Source organism: Bradyrhizobium agreste, from assembly GCF_016031625.1.
Classification (GTDB): domain Bacteria; phylum Pseudomonadota; class Alphaproteobacteria; order Rhizobiales; family Xanthobacteraceae; genus Bradyrhizobium; species Bradyrhizobium agreste.
Map to the genome: position 1 here is coordinate 1 of NZ_JACCHP010000011.1, position 16,708 is coordinate 16,708.

The window sequence follows — 16,708 nt, forward strand, 5'->3', positions numbered from 1 at the left end:
GCGTATCGGCCGTCCATCCGCGGCAGCCTTCTTGCGCACGTCTGCAAGCCGCGCTGCCAAGGCCACCAGATCACCGCCACCAATCGTGTACCGGCTCAGCTTCTGTGAGCCCGGCAGCAACACGCCGAGCTTCCATTTCGCTTTGCTCAGTTCAAAAGCCAGGTAAACCGTGGCATGCTCCGCCGTGGCGGGTGCGTCAATGCGATCGAGCTTGATCATCTTGGTCCTCCGAGGCTGGGTGGTTTGCAATCCAATCCTAACCTCTCTTGACCACCCGCCGCCCATAGGATCTGAGGAGCGGGCGTAGCCCGCGTCTCGAAGGACGAGGGCTGGGCCATCCTTCGAGACGCGCGCTCACGCGCGCTCCTCAGGATGAGGATTGATTTCGGGGGACAGACTTTTGACAGCCCAAGCCATTATCCAGAGTCTCGCGAGCGGCCTGCTGATGGGCCTGCTCTACGGATTGATCGCGGTCGGCCTCGCGCTGATCTTCGGCCTGATGGACGTCACGAACTTCGCCCATGGCGAATTCCTGATGATCGCGATGTACCTGTCCTTCTTCCTGTTCGCGTTCTTCGCCATCGATCCGTTGCTGTCGGCACCTTTGGTCGCCGCGGCACTTTTCATATTCGGAGCGGTCGTCTACCTGCTCCTTGTACGCTTCGCCATGCGGGCCAAGGCCAATGCCGGCATGGTGCAGATCTTCACCACCTTTGGCCTCGCCATCGTCATGCGCGGCCTCGCGCAGTACTTCTTCACGCCGGACTATCGCAGCATCCCGCAGTCCTGGCTCGGCGGCAAGACCATCTCGATAGGCGGCATCTTCCTGCCGGAGCCGCAACTGGTCGGCGCGCTGGTCTCGATAGCGGCGTTCGCCGCTCTCTACTTCTTCATCCACCGTACCGATTTCGGCCGCGCGTTGGAAGCCACCCGCGAAGATCCCGGCGCGGTGGCCCTCGTCGGCATCGACAAGAACCGCGTGTTTGCGTTCGGCTGGGGCCTCGGCGCCGCGCTGGTCGGGCTCGCCGGCGCAATCATGGCGGTCTTTTTTTACATCTATCCTGACGTTGGCGCCTCCTTCGCGCTGATCGCCTATGTCACGGTGGCGCTCGGCGGTTTCGGCAGCGTGTTCGGCGCCTTCGCCGGCGGCATCATCGTCGGCCTCGTCGAGGCGGTCACGGCCCTGGTGCTGCCGCCCTCGCTGAAGTCGGTCGGCATCTACGCCGTCTATCTCTTGGTCGTGTTCATTCGGCCGCGCGGCCTGTTCGGATCGATCTGATGGACAAGAATTTCGCTGCGCGGCGCCGCCGCGACCTCATCATCGCAGCGGTGCTGGCCGGGCTCGCGGCGCTGGCGCCGCTGTTCGTCAAGGACGTCTACGTCCAGAACATCCTGATCCTGACCTTGATGTATGCGGCGCTGTCGCAGAGCTGGAACATCCTGTCCGGCTATTGCGGACAGATCTCGCTGGGCCACGCGCTCTATTTCGGCATCGGGGCCTATACCACCGAGCTGTTGTTCACCAAGTTCGGCGTGCTGCCCTGGTTCGGCATGGTCGGCGGCGGCGTGATCGCCGCCCTGATCGCGATGGGGCTCGGCTATCCCTTCTTCCGCCTGCGCGGCCATTACTTCGTGATCGCCACGATCGTCATCGCCGAGATCGGGCTGCTCTTGTTCCAGAACTGGGAGTGGGCGGGCGCCGCGATGGGCATCACCATTCCGATCCGCGGCGACAGCTGGCTGAAATTCCAGTTCCTGCGCACCAAGCTGCCGTACTTCTACTTCGCGCTGGCGCTGTGCTGTCTCGCCTGGTTCGTCACCTGGTGGCTGGAAGATTCCAAATGGGGCTTCTGGTGGCGTGCGGTGAAGGACAATCCGGAAGCCGCCGAAAGCCTTGGCGTCGTCGTGTTCAACTCCAAGATGGGCGCGGCCGCCGTCTCGGCCTTTCTGGTCGCCATCGGCGGCGCGTTCTATGCGCAATTTCTCGCCTATATCGATCCCGAAAGCGTGATGGGCTTCCAGTTCTCGCTGCTGATGGCGCTGCCGGCCGTGCTCGGCGGCATCGGCACCCTCTGGGGCCCGGTGTTAGGGGCCGCCATCCTGATCCCGATGACGGAGCTGACGCGCTCCTATATCGGCGGCTCCGGTCGTGGCGTCGATCTCATCGTCTACGGTGCGCTGATCGTCGCGATCTCGCTGGCCTTGCCGCGGGGCCTGGTTAGCCTGTTCTCCCGCGCAAAACCGAAGGGGGCCACGCGATGACCGCGCTGCTCGAAACCCGCGGCGTCTGGCAGCGCTTCGGCGGCCTCGTCGCCAACAGCGACGTCTCGATCTCGGTCGGCCGCGGCGAGATCGTCGGCCTGATCGGTCCCAACGGCGCCGGCAAGTCGACGCTGTTCAATCTCATCGCCGGCGTGCTGCCGCCGACGCAGGGCTCGATTCTATTCGACGGCGAGGACGTCACCAATCTGCCGGCAGCCCAACGCTGCCAGCGCGGCATCGGCCGCACCTTCCAGGTGGTGAAGAGCTTCGAGACCATGACGGTTATCGACAACGTCATCGTTGGTGCGCTCGTGCGCACCACTGTAATGCGCGAGGCGCGCCGCAAGGCGCATGAGGTGCTGGAGTTCACCGGCCTTGCCGCGCGCGCCCACGTGCTCGCCAGCGACCTCGTGCCGGCCGAGAAGCGCCGCCTCGAAGTCGCGCGGGCGCTTGCGACCGAGCCGAAGCTGCTGCTGCTCGACGAGGTCCTCACCGGTCTGACGCCGACCGAGGCGCAGACCGGCGTTGCCCTGGTGCGCAAGGTGCGCGATGCCGGCATCACCGTGCTGATGGTCGAGCACGTCATGGAGATCGTGATGCCGCTGGTGGACCGCGCCATCGTGCTCGACCTCGGCAAGGTCTTGGTCGAGGGCAAGCCAGCCGACGTCGTGCGCGATCCCAAGGTGATCAAGGCATATCTGGGAGATCGTCATGCTGTCGGTGCGTGAAGTCACCACCGCCTATCAGGGCCTGGTCGCGATCTCCGCGGTCTCGATCGAGGTCGAGAAGGGCGAGATCGTCTGCGTCGCCGGCGCCAACGGCGCCGGCAAGTCGACGCTGCTGAAATCCATCGCTGGCGCCGAGCGCCCGCGCTCGGGCACCGTGACGTTCGACGGCAAGCGCCTCGACGGCATGGCGCAACACCACATCACGGCCACAGGCATCGCCTATGTCCCGGAGAACCGCCGCTTGTTCCCGCGCCTGTCGGTGCGCGACAATCTGCGTCTCGGCAGCTATCTCTATCGCGGCGAGGCCGACCGCGAGGCGCCGCTCGGTCTCGTCTTCAACCTGTTCCCGCGGCTTCAAGAGCGCTTGGAGCAGCGCGCCGAGACGCTCTCTGGCGGCGAGCAGCAGATGCTCGCGATCGGCCGCGCGCTGATGACGCGCCCGCGGCTGTTGATGCTGGACGAGCCGTCGCAGGGGATCATGCCGAAACTGGTGGACGAGATCTTCCAGGCGGTGAAGCGCATCCGCGACGCCGGCATGACCGTGCTGATCGTCGAGCAGCGCATGGCCGAGTGCCTCGAGATCGCCGACCGCGCCTACATCCTGCAGACCGGGCGCGTGCTGATGCAGGGCCCGTCCGCGGAGATCAAGGGCAATCCGGACGTGAGGAAGGCTTATCTGGGGCTGTAGCTGCGAAATGTGGAGCAATCTCGCCCCGCACACGCGGTGTCATCGCCCGACTTGATCGGGCGATCCAGTATACCAGAGACGCCAGCGAGCTACGGATAAGCCGCGGCGTACTGGATTCCCCGCCTTCGTGGGGAATGACAGCGGTGGGGGAGCTAATGCCCGTGCCCGTGCTCCGGCAACGTCACCCCGAACACCTTCACCAGATCCGTCACCTGCTCCGGCGACAAGTACCGCGGGTTCATCCCGCGCAACAGCAGGTACAGCTTCGCCGTCTCCTCCAGCTCTTCCGTGGCGAACACCGCAGCTTCCAGCGTGTCGCCGGCGACGACCGGGCCGTGATTGGCGAGCAGCACGGATGAATATCTCCCCGCGAGCCCCTTAATCGCATCGGCCACAGCTGGATCGCCGGGGCGGTAATAGGGCACGAGCGCGGTGGCGCCGCATTTCATCAGGTAATAGGCCGTCATCGGCGGCAGCGCGGCGCGCGGGTCGATCTCGGGCAGCATCGAGAGCGCGACCGAATGGGTGGAGTGTAGATGCACGATCGCCCGCGCGCTTCCGCGCGTGTCGTAAAGCGCATTGTGCAGCGGAACTTCCTTCGTCGGCGCATCGCCCGACACCAGCCGCCCCTGCTGGTCCAGCCGTGACAGCTTCGCGGGATCGAGGAAGCCGAGCGAGGCGTTGGTCGGCGTCACCAGCCAGCCGCCGCCGTCCAGCCTGACGCTGATATTGCCGGAGGAGCCCGGCGTCAGCCCGCGCTCGAACAGGGATCGTCCGAAGCGGCAGATCTGCTCGCGCAGCCTTGTTTCGTCGCTCGTTTCGGTTCTCATGGCCGTCATGCCTGCTTGTCTCACGCTTTGGCAGCGCGGCCAAGCCGTGTTATTCGGTTGCCAAGCTGCCGCAAAGGGCGGCTATTTGGGAAACGTTCGCAAGGGTCAGTTGCATGTCCGCCTCCACGTCACAAAATCAGCGTATCGCCGTCGTCGGGCTCGGCTCGATGGGCTTTGGCATGGCGACCTCGCTCAAGCGCGCCGGCCATGCTGTGATCGGCTGCGACGTCTCGGCGGATGCCGTCGCGCGTTTCGTGAAGGACGGCGGCGCGGGGGCCAAGACGCCGGCCGAAGCGGCCAAGGACGCCGATATCGTCGTCAGCGTCGTCGTCAATGCCGCGCAGACCGAGGCGATCCTGTTCGGCAAGGATGGCGCCGCCGAGACCATGCCGAAGGACAGCGTGTTCGTCTCCTCGGCGACCATGGATCCCGACGTCGCGCGCCGCCTCGCCAAGCAATTGGAGGCAACCGGCCGGCACTATCTGGATGCCCCGATCTCCGGCGGGGCGCAGCGCGCCGCGCAAGGTGAGCTGACGATCCTCGCCTCCGGCAGTTCTGCCGCGTTTGCGAAAGCGCGTCCGGCGCTCGATGCCATGGCCGCCAAGCTCTACGAGCTCGGCGATGCCGCCGGCCAGGGCGCTGCCTTCAAGATGATCAATCAGCTGCTCGCCGGCGTTCACATCGCCGCCGCCAGCGAAGCGATGGCGTTCGCAGCCAAGCAGGGCCTCGACATCCGCAAGGTCTACGAGGTGATCACGGCCTCCGCCGGCAATTCCTGGATGTTCGAGAACCGCATGCCGCATGTTCTCGACGGCGACTACACGCCGCGAAGCGCGGTGGAGATCTTCGTCAAGGATCTCGGCATCATCCAGGATATGGCGCGCAGCGCCCGATTCCCCGTGCCCGTCTCCGCCGCCGCGCTCCAGATGTTCCTGATGACATCGGCCGCCGGCATGGGTCGCGATGACGACGCATCGGTGGCGCGCATGTATGCGCAGGTCACCGGCGTCAAGCTGCCCGGCGACAAGTAACAGAGGATCTCCCATGCCCCGTTTCGCCGCCAATCTCTCGATGATGTTCACCGAGGTGCCGTTCCTCGACCGCTTCGACGCCGCCGCGCAAGCGGGCTTCACCGCGGTGGAATTCCTGTTTCCCTACGAGCATCCCGCCGAGGCCGTCGGCGAACGGCTCAAGCGCAACGGCCTGACCCAGGCGCTGTTCAACCTGCCGCCGGGCGACTGGAACGCCGGCGAGAAGGGCTTTGCCGCGCTGCCATCCCGCTTCTCCGATCTGAAGGCGAGCCTCGAGACGGCGCTGCCTTATGCCAAGGCGACTAGCGTCAAGCGCCTGCACCTAATGGCCGGCATCGCCAACCGCGGCGAGCGCGTCGCGATCGAGGCCTTCTACAAATCGGTGGCCTGGGCTGCCGAGTTCTTCGCGCCCCACGGCATCGACGTCGTGATCGAGCCGATCAATGCGCGCAACGTGCCCGGCTACTTCCTGAACGATTTCGGCTTCGCGCGGGATCTGATTCAGGAGCTACGGCTTGCCAACCTGAAACTCCAGTTCGACATCTATCACTGCCAGATCATCCACGGCGACGTCACCATGCGGCTGCGCGAGATGATGCCGATCATCGGCCACGTCCAGATCGCGAGCATTCCCTCGCGCAACGAGCCCGACGGCGAGGAGCTGAACTATCCGTTCCTGTTCAATGAGCTCGACCGCCTCGGCTATGCCGGCTTCGTCGGCTGCGAATACAATCCGCGCGGCAAGACCACCGATGGCCTTGCCTGGTTCAAGCCCTATGCGGGAGTGAAGCCGTGACCCTTGCCTTGGGCTGCATCGCCGACGACTATACCGGCGCCTCCGATCTCGCCAACACGCTGACGCGCGCGGGCCTGCGCACCGTCCAGACCATCGGCATACCTGCCGACGATCTGGCGCTGCCCGAGGTCGATGCCGTCGTGGTGTCGCTGAAGAGCCGCTCGATCGAGGCCGGCCTTGCCGTGTCGCGCTCGCGCGCGGCGGACAAATGGCTGCGCGGCCGCGGTGCGGGCCACGTGCTGTTCAAGATCTGCTCGACCTTCGATTCCACCGATGCCGGCAATATCGGACCAGTCATGGACGCGCTGCGCGCCGACTGCGGCGAGGGAGCCGTGCTGGTGACGCCGGCCTTTCCGGAGACCGGGCGCACCGTCTATCAGGGCAATCTGTTCGTCGGCGCCGTGCCGCTCAACGAGAGCCCGCTAAAGGATCATCCGCTCAACCCGATGCATGATTCCAACTTGGTGCGCGTGCTGGCGCGCCAGAGCAGGACGCAGGTCGGCCTCGTCGATCTCGCCACCGTCACGCGCGGCGCGGACGCCGTGCGGGCACGGCTGGCCGAGCTCGCCGCCAAGGGCATCGGTGCCGCGATCGTCGACGCCGTGTTCGACCGCGACCTCGAGACCATCGGTCTCGTCGCCGCCGAACATCGGTTGTCGGTCGGCGCGTCCGGCATGGGCCTGGGGCTTGCGCGCGCGCTGGTGTCGACCGGCAGGGTGAAGCCGGCGCCGAGCAGCGAAACCGGCGCAGCCGTCGGCGGCCTGGCGGCATGCCTTGCCGGCAGCTGCTCGCAGGCGACGCTTCAGCAGATCGCCAACGCCGAACGCATCATGCCGGTGCTTCATCTCGACCCGGAGCGGATCGTCGCGGGCGCCGCCGAAGCGCAGCGTGCGCTGGACTGGGCAAGGCCGCGCCTTGCGGAAGGTCCGGTGCTGATCGCTTCGAGCGCGACGCCGGACGCCGTTGCGGCCGTGCAGGCACGCCATGGCCGCGATGCCGCAGGCCACGCCATCGAGCAGGCCATGGCCGGTATCGCCGAGGGGCTGGTGCAGGGCGGGGTCCGTCGCTTGATCGTCGCCGGCGGCGAGACATCCGGCGCCGTGGTCGATCGGTTGAAGATTCCGGGATTTCTCGTAGGAGTGGAGATTGCGGCGGGTGTCCCGGTGCTGCGCGCGGTCGGCGCAGAGGCAGGCGAGATGTTGCTGGCTCTGAAGTCGGGAAATTTCGGCGGAGCGGAGTTTTTTTCCGACGCGCTTAGGCTCATGTGCTGAGCGCAGGGCATTCTTAGCTGCCCATTCATTTGTTTCTGGCTTCCGTACTCGTACGGAGCCGCAGTTAACGTCTGCTCAGTTGCCCTGGTGTCGGATGGCGGCGCTGCTCCCTTTATTTGATTCGTCATTCTCCGGACGCGCGCCGGCGCCAGCACAATGAGACCCGACTATGCTCTCCACCATTTCCATCCGCGCCAAGATCATCGGTGTCGTGGCGTTCCTGCTGGTCGCGATGGCCGGCATGGGTCTGCTTGCCGTCATGAAGATGCGGTCGATGAACGCCAACACGGTCGACATCACAACGAACTGGATGCCGAGCGTGGGGGTGCTGGGCGAGCTCCGGGCCGCCGTCATCACCTATCGCAACGTGGTCCGCGAGCACATGTTGTCCGAGACGCTGGATGAAAAACTGGCGACGGAACAGACGGCCGCGACCGTCACCGAGATGTTGGCCAAGGCTCGAAAGAACTACGAGCCGATGATCACCTCGCCGGAAGAGCGGGCGCTCTATGCGGAGTGGTCGAAGCTGTGGGCCGAATACCAGAAGGGCGCCGAGGATGTCATGGAACTGTCGCGCATGGAGGCGGGCAAGGTTCCGCATGCGTCGCATGAGCTCAACACCAAGACGGTCAACAAGATCGGCCTGAAGTCCGACGAGGTCCTGCAGAAGAGCGTCGATCTCAACACCAGGGGCGGCAACCAGGCCGCCAGCGATGCCGCCGACAGCTACGCCTTTGCCTTCATGCTGGTCTCTGCCATTCTCGGCGCTGCCATCGTCATCGGCATCTGTGTCGGCTTCTATCTCGTCCGCGACGTCTCCAATGGCATCAACTCGATCACCCTGCCGATGCAGGCGCTGGGCCGGGGCGACCTTTCCGCCGAGGTGCCGCATCGTGGCGAGAAGACTGAGATCGGCGCCATGGCCGACGTGCTCCAGATCTTCAAGGAGGCGTTGATCGCCAAGAAAGCCGCCGACGAGGCCGCCGCGGCCGATGCCGAAGCCAAGATCGAGCGCGGCCGCCGCGTCGACAACATCACCCGCGAATTCGAAACCATGATCGGCGAGATCGTGCAGACCGTGTCGTCAGCCTCGAGCCAGTTAGAGGCTTCCGCCTCGACCCTGACCGCGACCGCCGACCGCTCGCAGCGGCTGGCGACCACGGTGGCGGGCGCCTCGGAGGAAGCCTCCACCAACGTGCAATCGGTGGCCTCGGCGACCGAGGAGATGGCCTCGTCGGTCGGCGAGATCAGCCGTCAGGTGCAGGAATCGGCGCGGATGGCAGGCGATGCCGTCGGTCAGGCCCGTGCCACCACCGAGCGCGTCAGCGAATTGTCCAAGGCCGCCGCGCGCATCGGCGACGTCGTCGAGCTGATCAACACCATCGCCGGCCAGACCAACCTGCTGGCGCTGAACGCCACCATCGAGGCGGCGCGCGCCGGCGAAGCCGGCCGCGGCTTTGCCGTCGTCGCCTCCGAGGTGAAGGCGCTCGCCGAGCAGACCGCGAAGGCGACCGGCGAGATCGGCCAGCAGATTTCCGGCATCCAGGCGGCGACCAACGACTCGGTCGGGGCCATCAAGGAAATCTCCTCGACCATCGAGCGCTTGTCGGAGATCTCCTCGGCCATTGCGGCTGCGGTGGAAGAGCAGGGCGCCGCGACGCAGGAGATCGCCCGCAACGTGCAGCAGGCCGCTCACGGCACCCAGCAGGTATCGTCCAACATCACCGACGTGCAGCGCGGCGCGACCGAGACCGGCACGGCCTCCTCGCAGGTGCTGTCCGCGGCGCAGATGCTGTCCAACGATTCGAGCCGGCTGAAGACCGAGGTCAGCAAGTTCCTGAGCTCCGTCCGCGCCGCGTGAGGTGCGCGATCGCTGGAGCATGATCCGGAAAAGTGTGTAGCGGCTTTCCGCAAAGATCATGCTCAAACAACAACCTAAAGCGCGATGACGATTCATCCTAATCGCATCGCGCTTTAGACCACCCGCCACTCGGGCACGCCATCGACCGCCATCGCGATCTCGCCGAGCGCGCCGATCGGCGTGCGATCCATGTCGAGCAGATGCGCCAGCGTCGCGCCGTCGCTCGCCGGAACCCGCGCCAGCGTGCGGCGATCGTCCTCTGTCCGCAGCATCACGACGCCGTGCTCGACATCGCCGCCACGGCCGTAGAGCACGGTAAAGCTCTCGACCTTGCCCCTGCCAGTGGCCTCGTTAACGAACTCCGGCACCGCGCGCTTGCTGCGGTCGGCCTCGTCCTGCACGCTGGTCTCCTGCGCCAGCGCCTCGCGCGGCGGCGTCTTCGACACCACCAGCGCGTGGTGCTTGGTGACGAAGCCGCCCTGGCCATAGAGCAGGCCGAGCCTAGCGCCGTCGCGCACACGCCGCACCATCGCGCACGCCGCATGCGTCATGTAGGTGTTGAGCGGCGCGCCGAAAAAGGTGAGGCCGCCGGTCACGGTGGGCTGCACGTCGGGGCCCAAGCCCAGCGTCCGCCGCGCCATCTTGGGCACGCAAGGAAAGCAGCTGTAGAGCTCGATCGCGTCGAATTGTCTGCCGTCGCCCCCGGCGAGATCCATCACCGCTTTCAGCACGGCGTTCTGCGGGTGGCTTTCGTAAAACTGGTCGCGCAACAGATAGTCGCGCGGCTCTTCCGCCGAGGCACCGCCGAGCGGGTAGACCAGTTTGTCTTCGGCGACCCCGGCCGCCCGCGCCTTGGCAAGACTGGTGAGCAGCAGCGCGCCGCCCATGTTGACGCTGGGATTGGCCACCATCAGCTTGTTGTAGGGCCAGGCGATCAGCCGGTTGTCCGCGGTCGGCGTCGTGATCTCCTCCGGCGTATAACGCCGCTTCAGCCAGGCGTTTGGATTCTGCACGGCCGCTTCCGAATAGCGCGACCACAGCGTGCCTGATTCCGCTATCGCCTCGCGCGGTGTCTGCCCCCAATGCGCTGAGGAGGCCGCTTCATAGAACGGATAGACCGTCACCGGCCGAAACACGCCGAGCTTCACCGCTAATGGCTTCTGGAACGCCGCGCCGCGCTTGGGCTCCTCGACGTCATGGGCGAACGGCGTCCACGGCAGCTTGACGCCGGCGCGCTCCGCCTTGGTCGCGGTCGATTGCGCCTCCGCGCCGCAGACCGCCGCCACGCTGCACTCGCCGCGCGCAATGCGCTTGGCCGCCTCGTGGATGTAGCGGATCGGGCTCTCGCCTCCGACCGGACCGTAATGGCAATGCGCAGGCGAGATGCCGAGGCGCTGCGCCAAAAGCTGCTCCGGATCGCGGTAGCGCCAGCTCAGGAAATTGACCACGTCGAGCGATCGCACCTCGCCGAGCAGCTTCGCACCGGCGTCTCGTTCGGCGCGCCGCAGCGCCTGTTCGAGCAGGTCGAGCGGCTCGAGACCCTCGGCGATCTCCTTCGGCCGATCGACGATCTCGCCGATGCCGACGATGACGGGGATGCGGTCTTCGGGGATATTGGTCATTTCTTCTTGCTTCAATTCACGATGTCAGTTGTTCGTCATTGCGAGCGCAGCGAAGCAATCCAGAATCTTTCCGCGGCGGCAGCCTGGATTTGCTTCGCTGCGCTCGCAACGACGACGGGGTGACTACTCCGCCACCAGCGCATTCATGTGCTCGACCGCTTCGGCGAAATCCTGCTTGAACTCCTGCACCACGGCGCCCGCCGATTTCACGCTGTCGATCAGGCCGACACCCTGGCCGACGAAATAGCTGACGAGATCGCGCGCCTTGACATTCCCGCTTGCGGCGGCTCGGTCGATCGAATGGAAGGCGTCGCGGCTGATGATGCTTTGCAGCGGCATCGGCAGCGCGCCCGGGCTGTCCGGCGCGCGGTCCCAGGCATCGGTCCAGACCGAGCGGAGCTGTCGCGCCGGCTTGCCGGTGCGGCCCTTCGAGCGCACCGCATCGCGCGAGGAGGCCGCGATCATCTTCTCGCGAAAGATCTCCGTGGTCTCTGACTCCACTGTCGCGAGCCACACCGAGCCGGTCCAGGCACCGGCCGCGCCCATCGCCATGCAGGCCGCCATCTGCCGTCCCGTCATGATGCCGCCGGCCGCCAGCACCGGCACGTCGCGGATCTCTTTGATCGCCTTGATCACCTCCGGCACCAGCACCATCGTCGAGACCTCGCCGCAATGGCCGCCGGCCTCGGTGCCCTGCACCACGAGGATGTCGACGCCGGCCGCGACCTGGCGCAGCGCGTGCTCCTTGGCGCCGACCAGCGCTGCGACCGGCACGCCATGCTTCTTGCCCATCTCGATCATCGCCTTCGGCGGCACACCCAGTGCGTTGGCGATCAGGCGGATCGGATGATCGAAGGAGACCTCGAGCAGCTGAAGCGCGGTCTTGCCGTCGAACGGCTGCGGCTGGTTGTCCGCGACCTCGGTGGTGGTCAGCTCGATGTCGTACTTCTTCAGGAGATCGCGGGTGTAGTTGCGGTGCTCCTGCGGCACGCGCGCTTCCAGGCTCTTCCAGGTGACGTCCTTCTCGCCGGCGGTCGAGATGTTTTCCGGGATCAGCACGTCGATGCCGTACGGCTTGCCGTCGACGTGATCGTCGATCCACTTCAGCTCACGCTCGAGCGTATCAGGCGTATGCACCGTCGCGCCCAGCACGCCAAACCCGCCGGCGCGGCTGACGGCGGCAACGACGTCGCGGCAATGGCTGAAGGCGAGCAGCGGGAATTCGATCCCCAGCATGTCGCAGATCGGCGATTTCATGGCTCTCTCCCGGCGGCAGGCTTCGTATTCTCGCTGCTTTCGCTGCCAAAGCAACGTGGCGCTAGCCGATCGATGACATGCCGGATTCGGCGAGGCATCTTGTGCGTAGACGTTGCGCTCTATCCAGAGCCCGGCTGCGTCCGAGGTGACCCCGTCATTCCGGGGCTCGCGTCAGCGAGAACCCGGAATCCATCTTTCAGAGCATTGCTGGCGGCACAATGGATTCCGGGCTCGCCCTGCGGGCGCCCCGGAATGACGGCGAGGGAGCTTGCCATGACGAAACGGTGAGGTGCCCCGTCCGGCAATGCATTTCGGTGCCCTTGTCATCGGCCGTTTGCGGGCTAACTTAATGCAGACGCATCTTTTTGCCGGAGCCCCGCATGACCGATACCCCTTACGTGCCGCCCAAAGTCTGGACCTGGAACAAGCCGAACGGCGGGCAGTTCGCCAACATCAACCGCCCGATCGCCGGCCCCACCCACGACAAGAAGCTGCCGGTCGGCAAGCATCCGCTTCAGCTCTACTCGCTGGCGACGCCGAACGGGGTCAAGGTCACCGTGATGCTGGAGGAGCTCCTGGCGCTCGGCCATAAGGGCGCCGAATATGACGCCTGGCTGATCAGGATCGGCAACGGCGAGCAGTTCGGCAGCGGCTTCGTCGACATCAATCCGAATTCCAAGATCCCGGCGCTGATGGACCGCTCCGGCCCGGAGCCGATCCGGGTGTTCGAGTCGGGCTCGATCCTGTTCTACCTCGCCGAGAAGTTCGGCGCCTTCCTGCCTGAGGACATCAAGACCCGCACCGAGATGATGTCCTGGCTGTTCTGGCAAATGGGCAGTGCGCCCTATCTCGGCGGCGGCTTCGGCCACTTCTACGCCTATGCGCCGACCAAGATCGAATACGCCATCGACCGGTTCGCGATGGAGACCAAGCGCCAGCTGGACGTGCTCGACCGGCGTCTCGCCGACAACGAATATCTGGCGGGCAAGGACTACACCATCGCCGACATGGCGGTGTGGCCCTGGTATGGCGCGCTCGCCAAGGGGCTGGTCTATGGCGCCGGCGAATTCCTCTCCGTGCAGGACTACAAGAACGTGCAGCGCTGGACCGACCAGATCGCCAAGCGTCCGGCCGTCAAGCGCGGCCGCATGGTCAATCGCGTCTCCGGCGATCCCGCCAGCCAGCTCCACGAGCGCCACGACGCCAGCGACTTCGAGACCAAGACGCAGGACAAGCTCGTGCCGGTGACGTAGCGCTCTTTCCTCACCTCTCCCCGCTTGCGGGGAGAGGTCGAATTCGATCGTAGCTCGAATTCGGGTGAGGGGGTACAGGTCCCTCGATCATCTCGTGTGTGGAGAGAGGCCCCTCACCCCGACCCTCTCGGCGCGAGCGAAGCTCGTCGCGACTCCGTAAGAACGGGGAGAGGGAGAGGAGAGATCTTCACGCCATGCTCAGCTCGTGGCGGCCAACCACCATCCAATGCACCTCGTCCGGACCGTCAGCGAAGCGCAGGTGCCGCACGTCCTGGTACATCTCGGCGAGCGGGGTCCAGTGCGAGATGCCGGTCGCGCCGTGCATCTGGATGGCCTGGTCGATGATCTTGCAGGCGCGCTCGGGCACCATGGCCTTGACCATGGAGACCCAGACGCGGGCCTCCTTGTTGCCGAGCACGTCCATGGCCTTGGCGGCCTTCAGCACCATCAGCCGCATCGCCTCGATCTCACAGCGCGCCTGCGCGATGATCTGCATGTTGCCGCCGAGATGGGCGATCTTCTTGCCGAAGGCCTCGCGGGTGAGGCCACGCTGCACCATCAGGTCGAGCGCCTTCTCGGCCTTGCCGATGGTGCGCATGCAGTGATGGATGCGGCCCGGACCAAGGCGCAGCTGCGAGATCTCGAAGCCGCGGCCTTCGCCGAGCAGGATGTTCTCCTTCGGCACGCGCACATTGTTGAAGCGCATGTGCATATGGCCGCGCGGGGCGTGGTCCTGGCCGAACACGTACATGGGCCCGAGCACCTCGACGCCGGGCGTGTCGCGCGGCACCAGGATCTGTGACTGCTGCTTGCTCGGCGGCGCGTCCGGATTGGTCTTCACCATCACGATGAGGATCTTGCAGCGGGGATCGCCAAGACCCGAGATGTAATACTTCTCGCCGTTGATCACCCATTCGTCGCCGACCAGCTTTGCGGTGGTCGAGATGTTCTTGGCGTCGGAGGAGGCGACGTTCGGTTCGGTCATGACATAGGCCGAGCGAATCTCGCCGTTGAGCAGCGGCTTCAGCCACTTCTCCTTCTGCTCCTTGGTGCCGACGCGTTCCAGCACCTCCATGTTGCCGGTGTCGGGCGCAGAGCAGTTCATGGTCTCCGAGGCCAGTGGACTCTTGCCGAGCTCGGCCGCGATATAGGCGTAGTCGAGGTTCTTCAGGCCCTGGCCGGTCTCGTCATCGGGCAGGAAGAAGTTCCAGAGTCCTTCCTGCTTGGCCTTGTTCTTGGCACCCTCCAGCAGCTCGAGCTGCTTCGGCGTAAAGCTCCAGCGATCTTCCTTGCCTTCGCCGGCCTTGGCGAACTCGATCGACATCGGCTCGACGGTGTCGCGGATGAACCTCTTGACGTGATCGTAAAGCGGCCGGACCTGGTCCGACATCCGCAAGTCGTTGAGCTCGTCGCCGGGATTGAGCGTGTAGTTGGTAGTGCGGGGAATGTAGGTGTGTTTTGTCATTGGTCCTCCCGGGGTCGCTACGATTGCGTTGACCGCAAGAATAGTCGCAGCGCCGGCAAAGTGCGAGCGCGCATTTTCGCGCGTGGGGCCGTGCCATGTGATGGAATATCGCAAGGCCGTTTGAAATGTTGTTTGAATGGGGGCGTGGGGAGGCGACAAGCGCCCGCCTTACGCTCCGCTGTCATCGCCCGACTTGATCGGGCGATCCAGTATTCCAAAGACCGCAGTAATTGAATCGAGAGGCCGCGGTGTACCGGATGCCCCGATCGGGGCATGATGGCTGTGGGTGTGGCTAGATCACGCCGGCATCCGATGCATCGCGCAGATCTTGTTGCCGTCAAGGTCGCGCAAGTAAGCGAGATAGAGCTTGACCCCGGAGCCCTCGCGAATGCCGGGCGGATCCTCGATCGACTTGCCGCCGGCCGCGACCCCCGCCGCATGCCACGCATCGACCTGCTCCGGCGAGTTGGCGGCAAAGCCGATCGTGCCGCCGTTCGCGCACGTCGCCGGTTCGCCGTTGATCGGCTTCGACACCGAGAACACGCCGGTCTTGGTGATGTAGAAGATGCGATGGCCGTCGACCCTGGCCGGCCGCACCTCGAGCGTGCCGAGCAGCTTGTCGTAGAACGCCTTGGCCTTGTCCAGGTCATTGGTGCCGATCATGACGTGCGAGAACATTTGCCCATTCCCTCAGTGTTGTAGCCCGGATGGAGCAAAGCGAAATCCGGGTCTTGCTTGCTTTTGGCCGTCCCGGATTGCGCTGCGCTCCATCCGGGCTACGAAAAATCAAAACGCCGTATAGCCGCCGTCGATCACGAACGTATCCGCGGTGTGATACGATGACGCCTTGCTCATCAGATACACGGCGATGCCGCCGAAATCGGACGCCTCACCGAACCGCCGCATAGGAATCCGCGGCATCACGTTGGCGACGAACTTGTCGTTGGCCATGAGGCCTGCGGTCATGTCGCTCTTGATCCAGCCGGGCAGGATCGCGTTCGCGGTGACGCCGTGACGCGCCAGCTCGACGCCGAGGGCGCGCACCAGCGCGTTGATGGCGGCCTTGGTCGCGGCATAGTGCTCGTTGCGCGCCGTGCCGAAGATCGAGGCTAGGCTCGAGGTCGCAACCAGCCGGCCAAAGGGATCGCCGGCATTGGCGCGGTCCGTCATGTGCCTGGCGGCGGCCTGGAACGCGTGGAACACGCCGTCGAGATTGGTCGCGAACATCGTGCGCCATTCCTCCTCGGTGCGCTCGATGAAGGCGCGCCGGCCGCCGCCGCCAATGCCGGCATTGGCGAAGCAGCCATCGACGCGGCCGAAGGTGTCGAGCGTCGCCTTCATAGCGGCATCGACCGAGGCCGGGTCGCTGACGTCGCAGACGCGGCTGTCGACCTTGCCGGAGAGCCCCGCCATGCTCGCGGCAGCGGCCTTGTTCTTGTCAGCATTGCGGCCCCAGATCGAGACGTTGCAACCCTGGCCCGCGAGCGCCTGCGCGATGCCGAGCCCGATGCCGCCATTGCCGCCGGTGATCACGGCCACGCGGCCGGAGAGGTCGAAAATGTTCATGGCGCGTTTCCTGTTTTTTGGTCTGCGGCCTCTCAGCCGCTGCGCACAAGATTGCTTGCTATGCTCCGATCACCATGG

General features: G+C 65.4%; 15 protein-coding genes and 1 pseudogene. 9 read left to right on the forward strand and 7 right to left on the reverse strand.

Annotated elements, in window-relative coordinates; genetic code table 11:
• A pseudogene (locus tag HZZ13_RS17030) lies at positions 1 to 219 on the reverse strand (hypothetical protein); the annotation flags it as partial.
• A gap of 181 nt (positions 220 to 400) precedes the next feature.
• On the opposite strand from HZZ13_RS17030, the gene HZZ13_RS17035 reads away from it, so the two are divergent.
• From HZZ13_RS17035 to HZZ13_RS17050, 4 genes are read left to right on the forward strand one after another with little or no spacing between them, the layout of a single operon-like run.
• Positions 401 to 1,279 (forward strand): branched-chain amino acid ABC transporter permease, encoded by an 879-nt coding sequence (locus HZZ13_RS17035; RefSeq protein ID WP_197960708.1) that lies wholly within the window; start codon positions 401 to 403, stop codon positions 1,277 to 1,279.
• Complete coding sequence (locus HZZ13_RS17040; RefSeq protein ID WP_197960709.1) at positions 1,279 to 2,262, forward strand: branched-chain amino acid ABC transporter permease; 984 nt, start codon at positions 1,279 to 1,281, stop codon at positions 2,260 to 2,262. Before HZZ13_RS17035 ends, HZZ13_RS17040 begins: the two co-directional genes overlap by 1 nt.
• The gene (locus HZZ13_RS17045; protein WP_197960710.1) at positions 2,259 to 2,990 is read left to right on the forward strand and encodes an ABC transporter ATP-binding protein; all 732 of its coding nucleotides are present in this window, start codon (positions 2,259 to 2,261) and stop codon (positions 2,988 to 2,990) included. The genes HZZ13_RS17040 and HZZ13_RS17045 overlap by 4 nt, the downstream gene beginning before the upstream one ends.
• Positions 2,974 to 3,678 (forward strand): ABC transporter ATP-binding protein, encoded by a 705-nt coding sequence (locus HZZ13_RS17050; protein WP_197960711.1) that lies wholly within the window; start codon positions 2,974 to 2,976, stop codon positions 3,676 to 3,678. The genes HZZ13_RS17045 and HZZ13_RS17050 overlap by 17 nt, the downstream gene beginning before the upstream one ends.
• A gap of 152 nt (positions 3,679 to 3,830) precedes the next feature.
• Here the strand turns inward: HZZ13_RS17050 and otnC are convergent, their stop codons facing one another.
• On the reverse strand, positions 3,831 to 4,517 hold the full coding sequence (gene otnC, locus HZZ13_RS17055; RefSeq protein ID WP_197960712.1) for a 3-oxo-tetronate 4-phosphate decarboxylase: 687 nt from the start codon (positions 4,515 to 4,517) through the stop codon (positions 3,831 to 3,833).
• A gap of 104 nt (positions 4,518 to 4,621) precedes the next feature.
• On the opposite strand from otnC, the gene ltnD reads away from it, so the two are divergent.
• From ltnD to HZZ13_RS17075, 4 genes are all read left to right on the forward strand, one after another.
• On the forward strand, positions 4,622 to 5,539 hold the full coding sequence (gene ltnD / locus HZZ13_RS17060; RefSeq protein WP_197960713.1) for an L-threonate dehydrogenase: 918 nt from the start codon (positions 4,622 to 4,624) through the stop codon (positions 5,537 to 5,539).
• Positions 5,540 to 5,552: 13 nt separating this feature from the next.
• The gene (gene otnI / locus HZZ13_RS17065; protein WP_197960714.1) at positions 5,553 to 6,335 is read left to right on the forward strand and encodes a 2-oxo-tetronate isomerase; all 783 of its coding nucleotides are present in this window, start codon (positions 5,553 to 5,555) and stop codon (positions 6,333 to 6,335) included.
• The gene (gene otnK, locus HZZ13_RS17070; protein ID WP_197960715.1) at positions 6,332 to 7,606 is read left to right on the forward strand and encodes a 3-oxo-tetronate kinase; all 1,275 of its coding nucleotides are present in this window, start codon (positions 6,332 to 6,334) and stop codon (positions 7,604 to 7,606) included. The genes otnI and otnK overlap by 4 nt, the downstream gene beginning before the upstream one ends.
• A gap of 169 nt (positions 7,607 to 7,775) precedes the next feature.
• The gene (locus HZZ13_RS17075) at positions 7,776 to 9,467 is read left to right on the forward strand and encodes a methyl-accepting chemotaxis protein (RefSeq protein WP_197960716.1); all 1,692 of its coding nucleotides are present in this window, start codon (positions 7,776 to 7,778) and stop codon (positions 9,465 to 9,467) included.
• Positions 9,468 to 9,580: 113 nt separating this feature from the next.
• On the opposite strand, the gene HZZ13_RS17080 is transcribed toward HZZ13_RS17075, so the two are convergent.
• On the reverse strand, positions 9,581 to 11,089 hold the full coding sequence (locus HZZ13_RS17080) for an acetyl-CoA acetyltransferase (protein ID WP_197960717.1): 1,509 nt from the start codon (positions 11,087 to 11,089) through the stop codon (positions 9,581 to 9,583).
• Between the two features lie 123 nt (positions 11,090 to 11,212).
• Positions 11,213 to 12,346, reverse strand: a complete 1,134-nt coding sequence (locus HZZ13_RS17085) for a nitronate monooxygenase (protein WP_197960718.1) — start codon at positions 12,344 to 12,346, stop codon at positions 11,213 to 11,215.
• Positions 12,347 to 12,726: 380 nt separating this feature from the next.
• Between HZZ13_RS17085 and yghU the strand changes: the two genes are divergently transcribed.
• A complete protein-coding gene (gene yghU, locus HZZ13_RS17090) occupies positions 12,727 to 13,599 on the forward strand; it encodes a glutathione-dependent disulfide-bond oxidoreductase (RefSeq protein ID WP_197960719.1) in 873 nt (290 codons plus the stop codon).
• A gap of 187 nt (positions 13,600 to 13,786) precedes the next feature.
• Here yghU and HZZ13_RS17095 read toward each other — a convergent pair whose 3' ends face one another.
• The 3 genes from HZZ13_RS17095 to HZZ13_RS17105 all read right to left on the reverse strand — a co-directional run bounded on the left by HZZ13_RS17095 (position 13,787) and on the right by HZZ13_RS17105 (position 16,630).
• Complete coding sequence (locus HZZ13_RS17095; protein ID WP_197960720.1) at positions 13,787 to 15,064, reverse strand: acyl-CoA dehydrogenase family protein; 1,278 nt, start codon at positions 15,062 to 15,064, stop codon at positions 13,787 to 13,789.
• Between the two features lie 297 nt (positions 15,065 to 15,361).
• Entirely contained in the window at positions 15,362 to 15,742 is a 381-nt protein-coding gene (locus HZZ13_RS17100; RefSeq protein ID WP_197960721.1) for a VOC family protein, read from the reverse strand.
• A gap of 108 nt (positions 15,743 to 15,850) precedes the next feature.
• A complete protein-coding gene (locus HZZ13_RS17105) occupies positions 15,851 to 16,630 on the reverse strand; it encodes an SDR family NAD(P)-dependent oxidoreductase (RefSeq protein ID WP_197960722.1) in 780 nt (259 codons plus the stop codon).
• Positions 16,631 to 16,708: the final 78 nt, after the last annotated feature.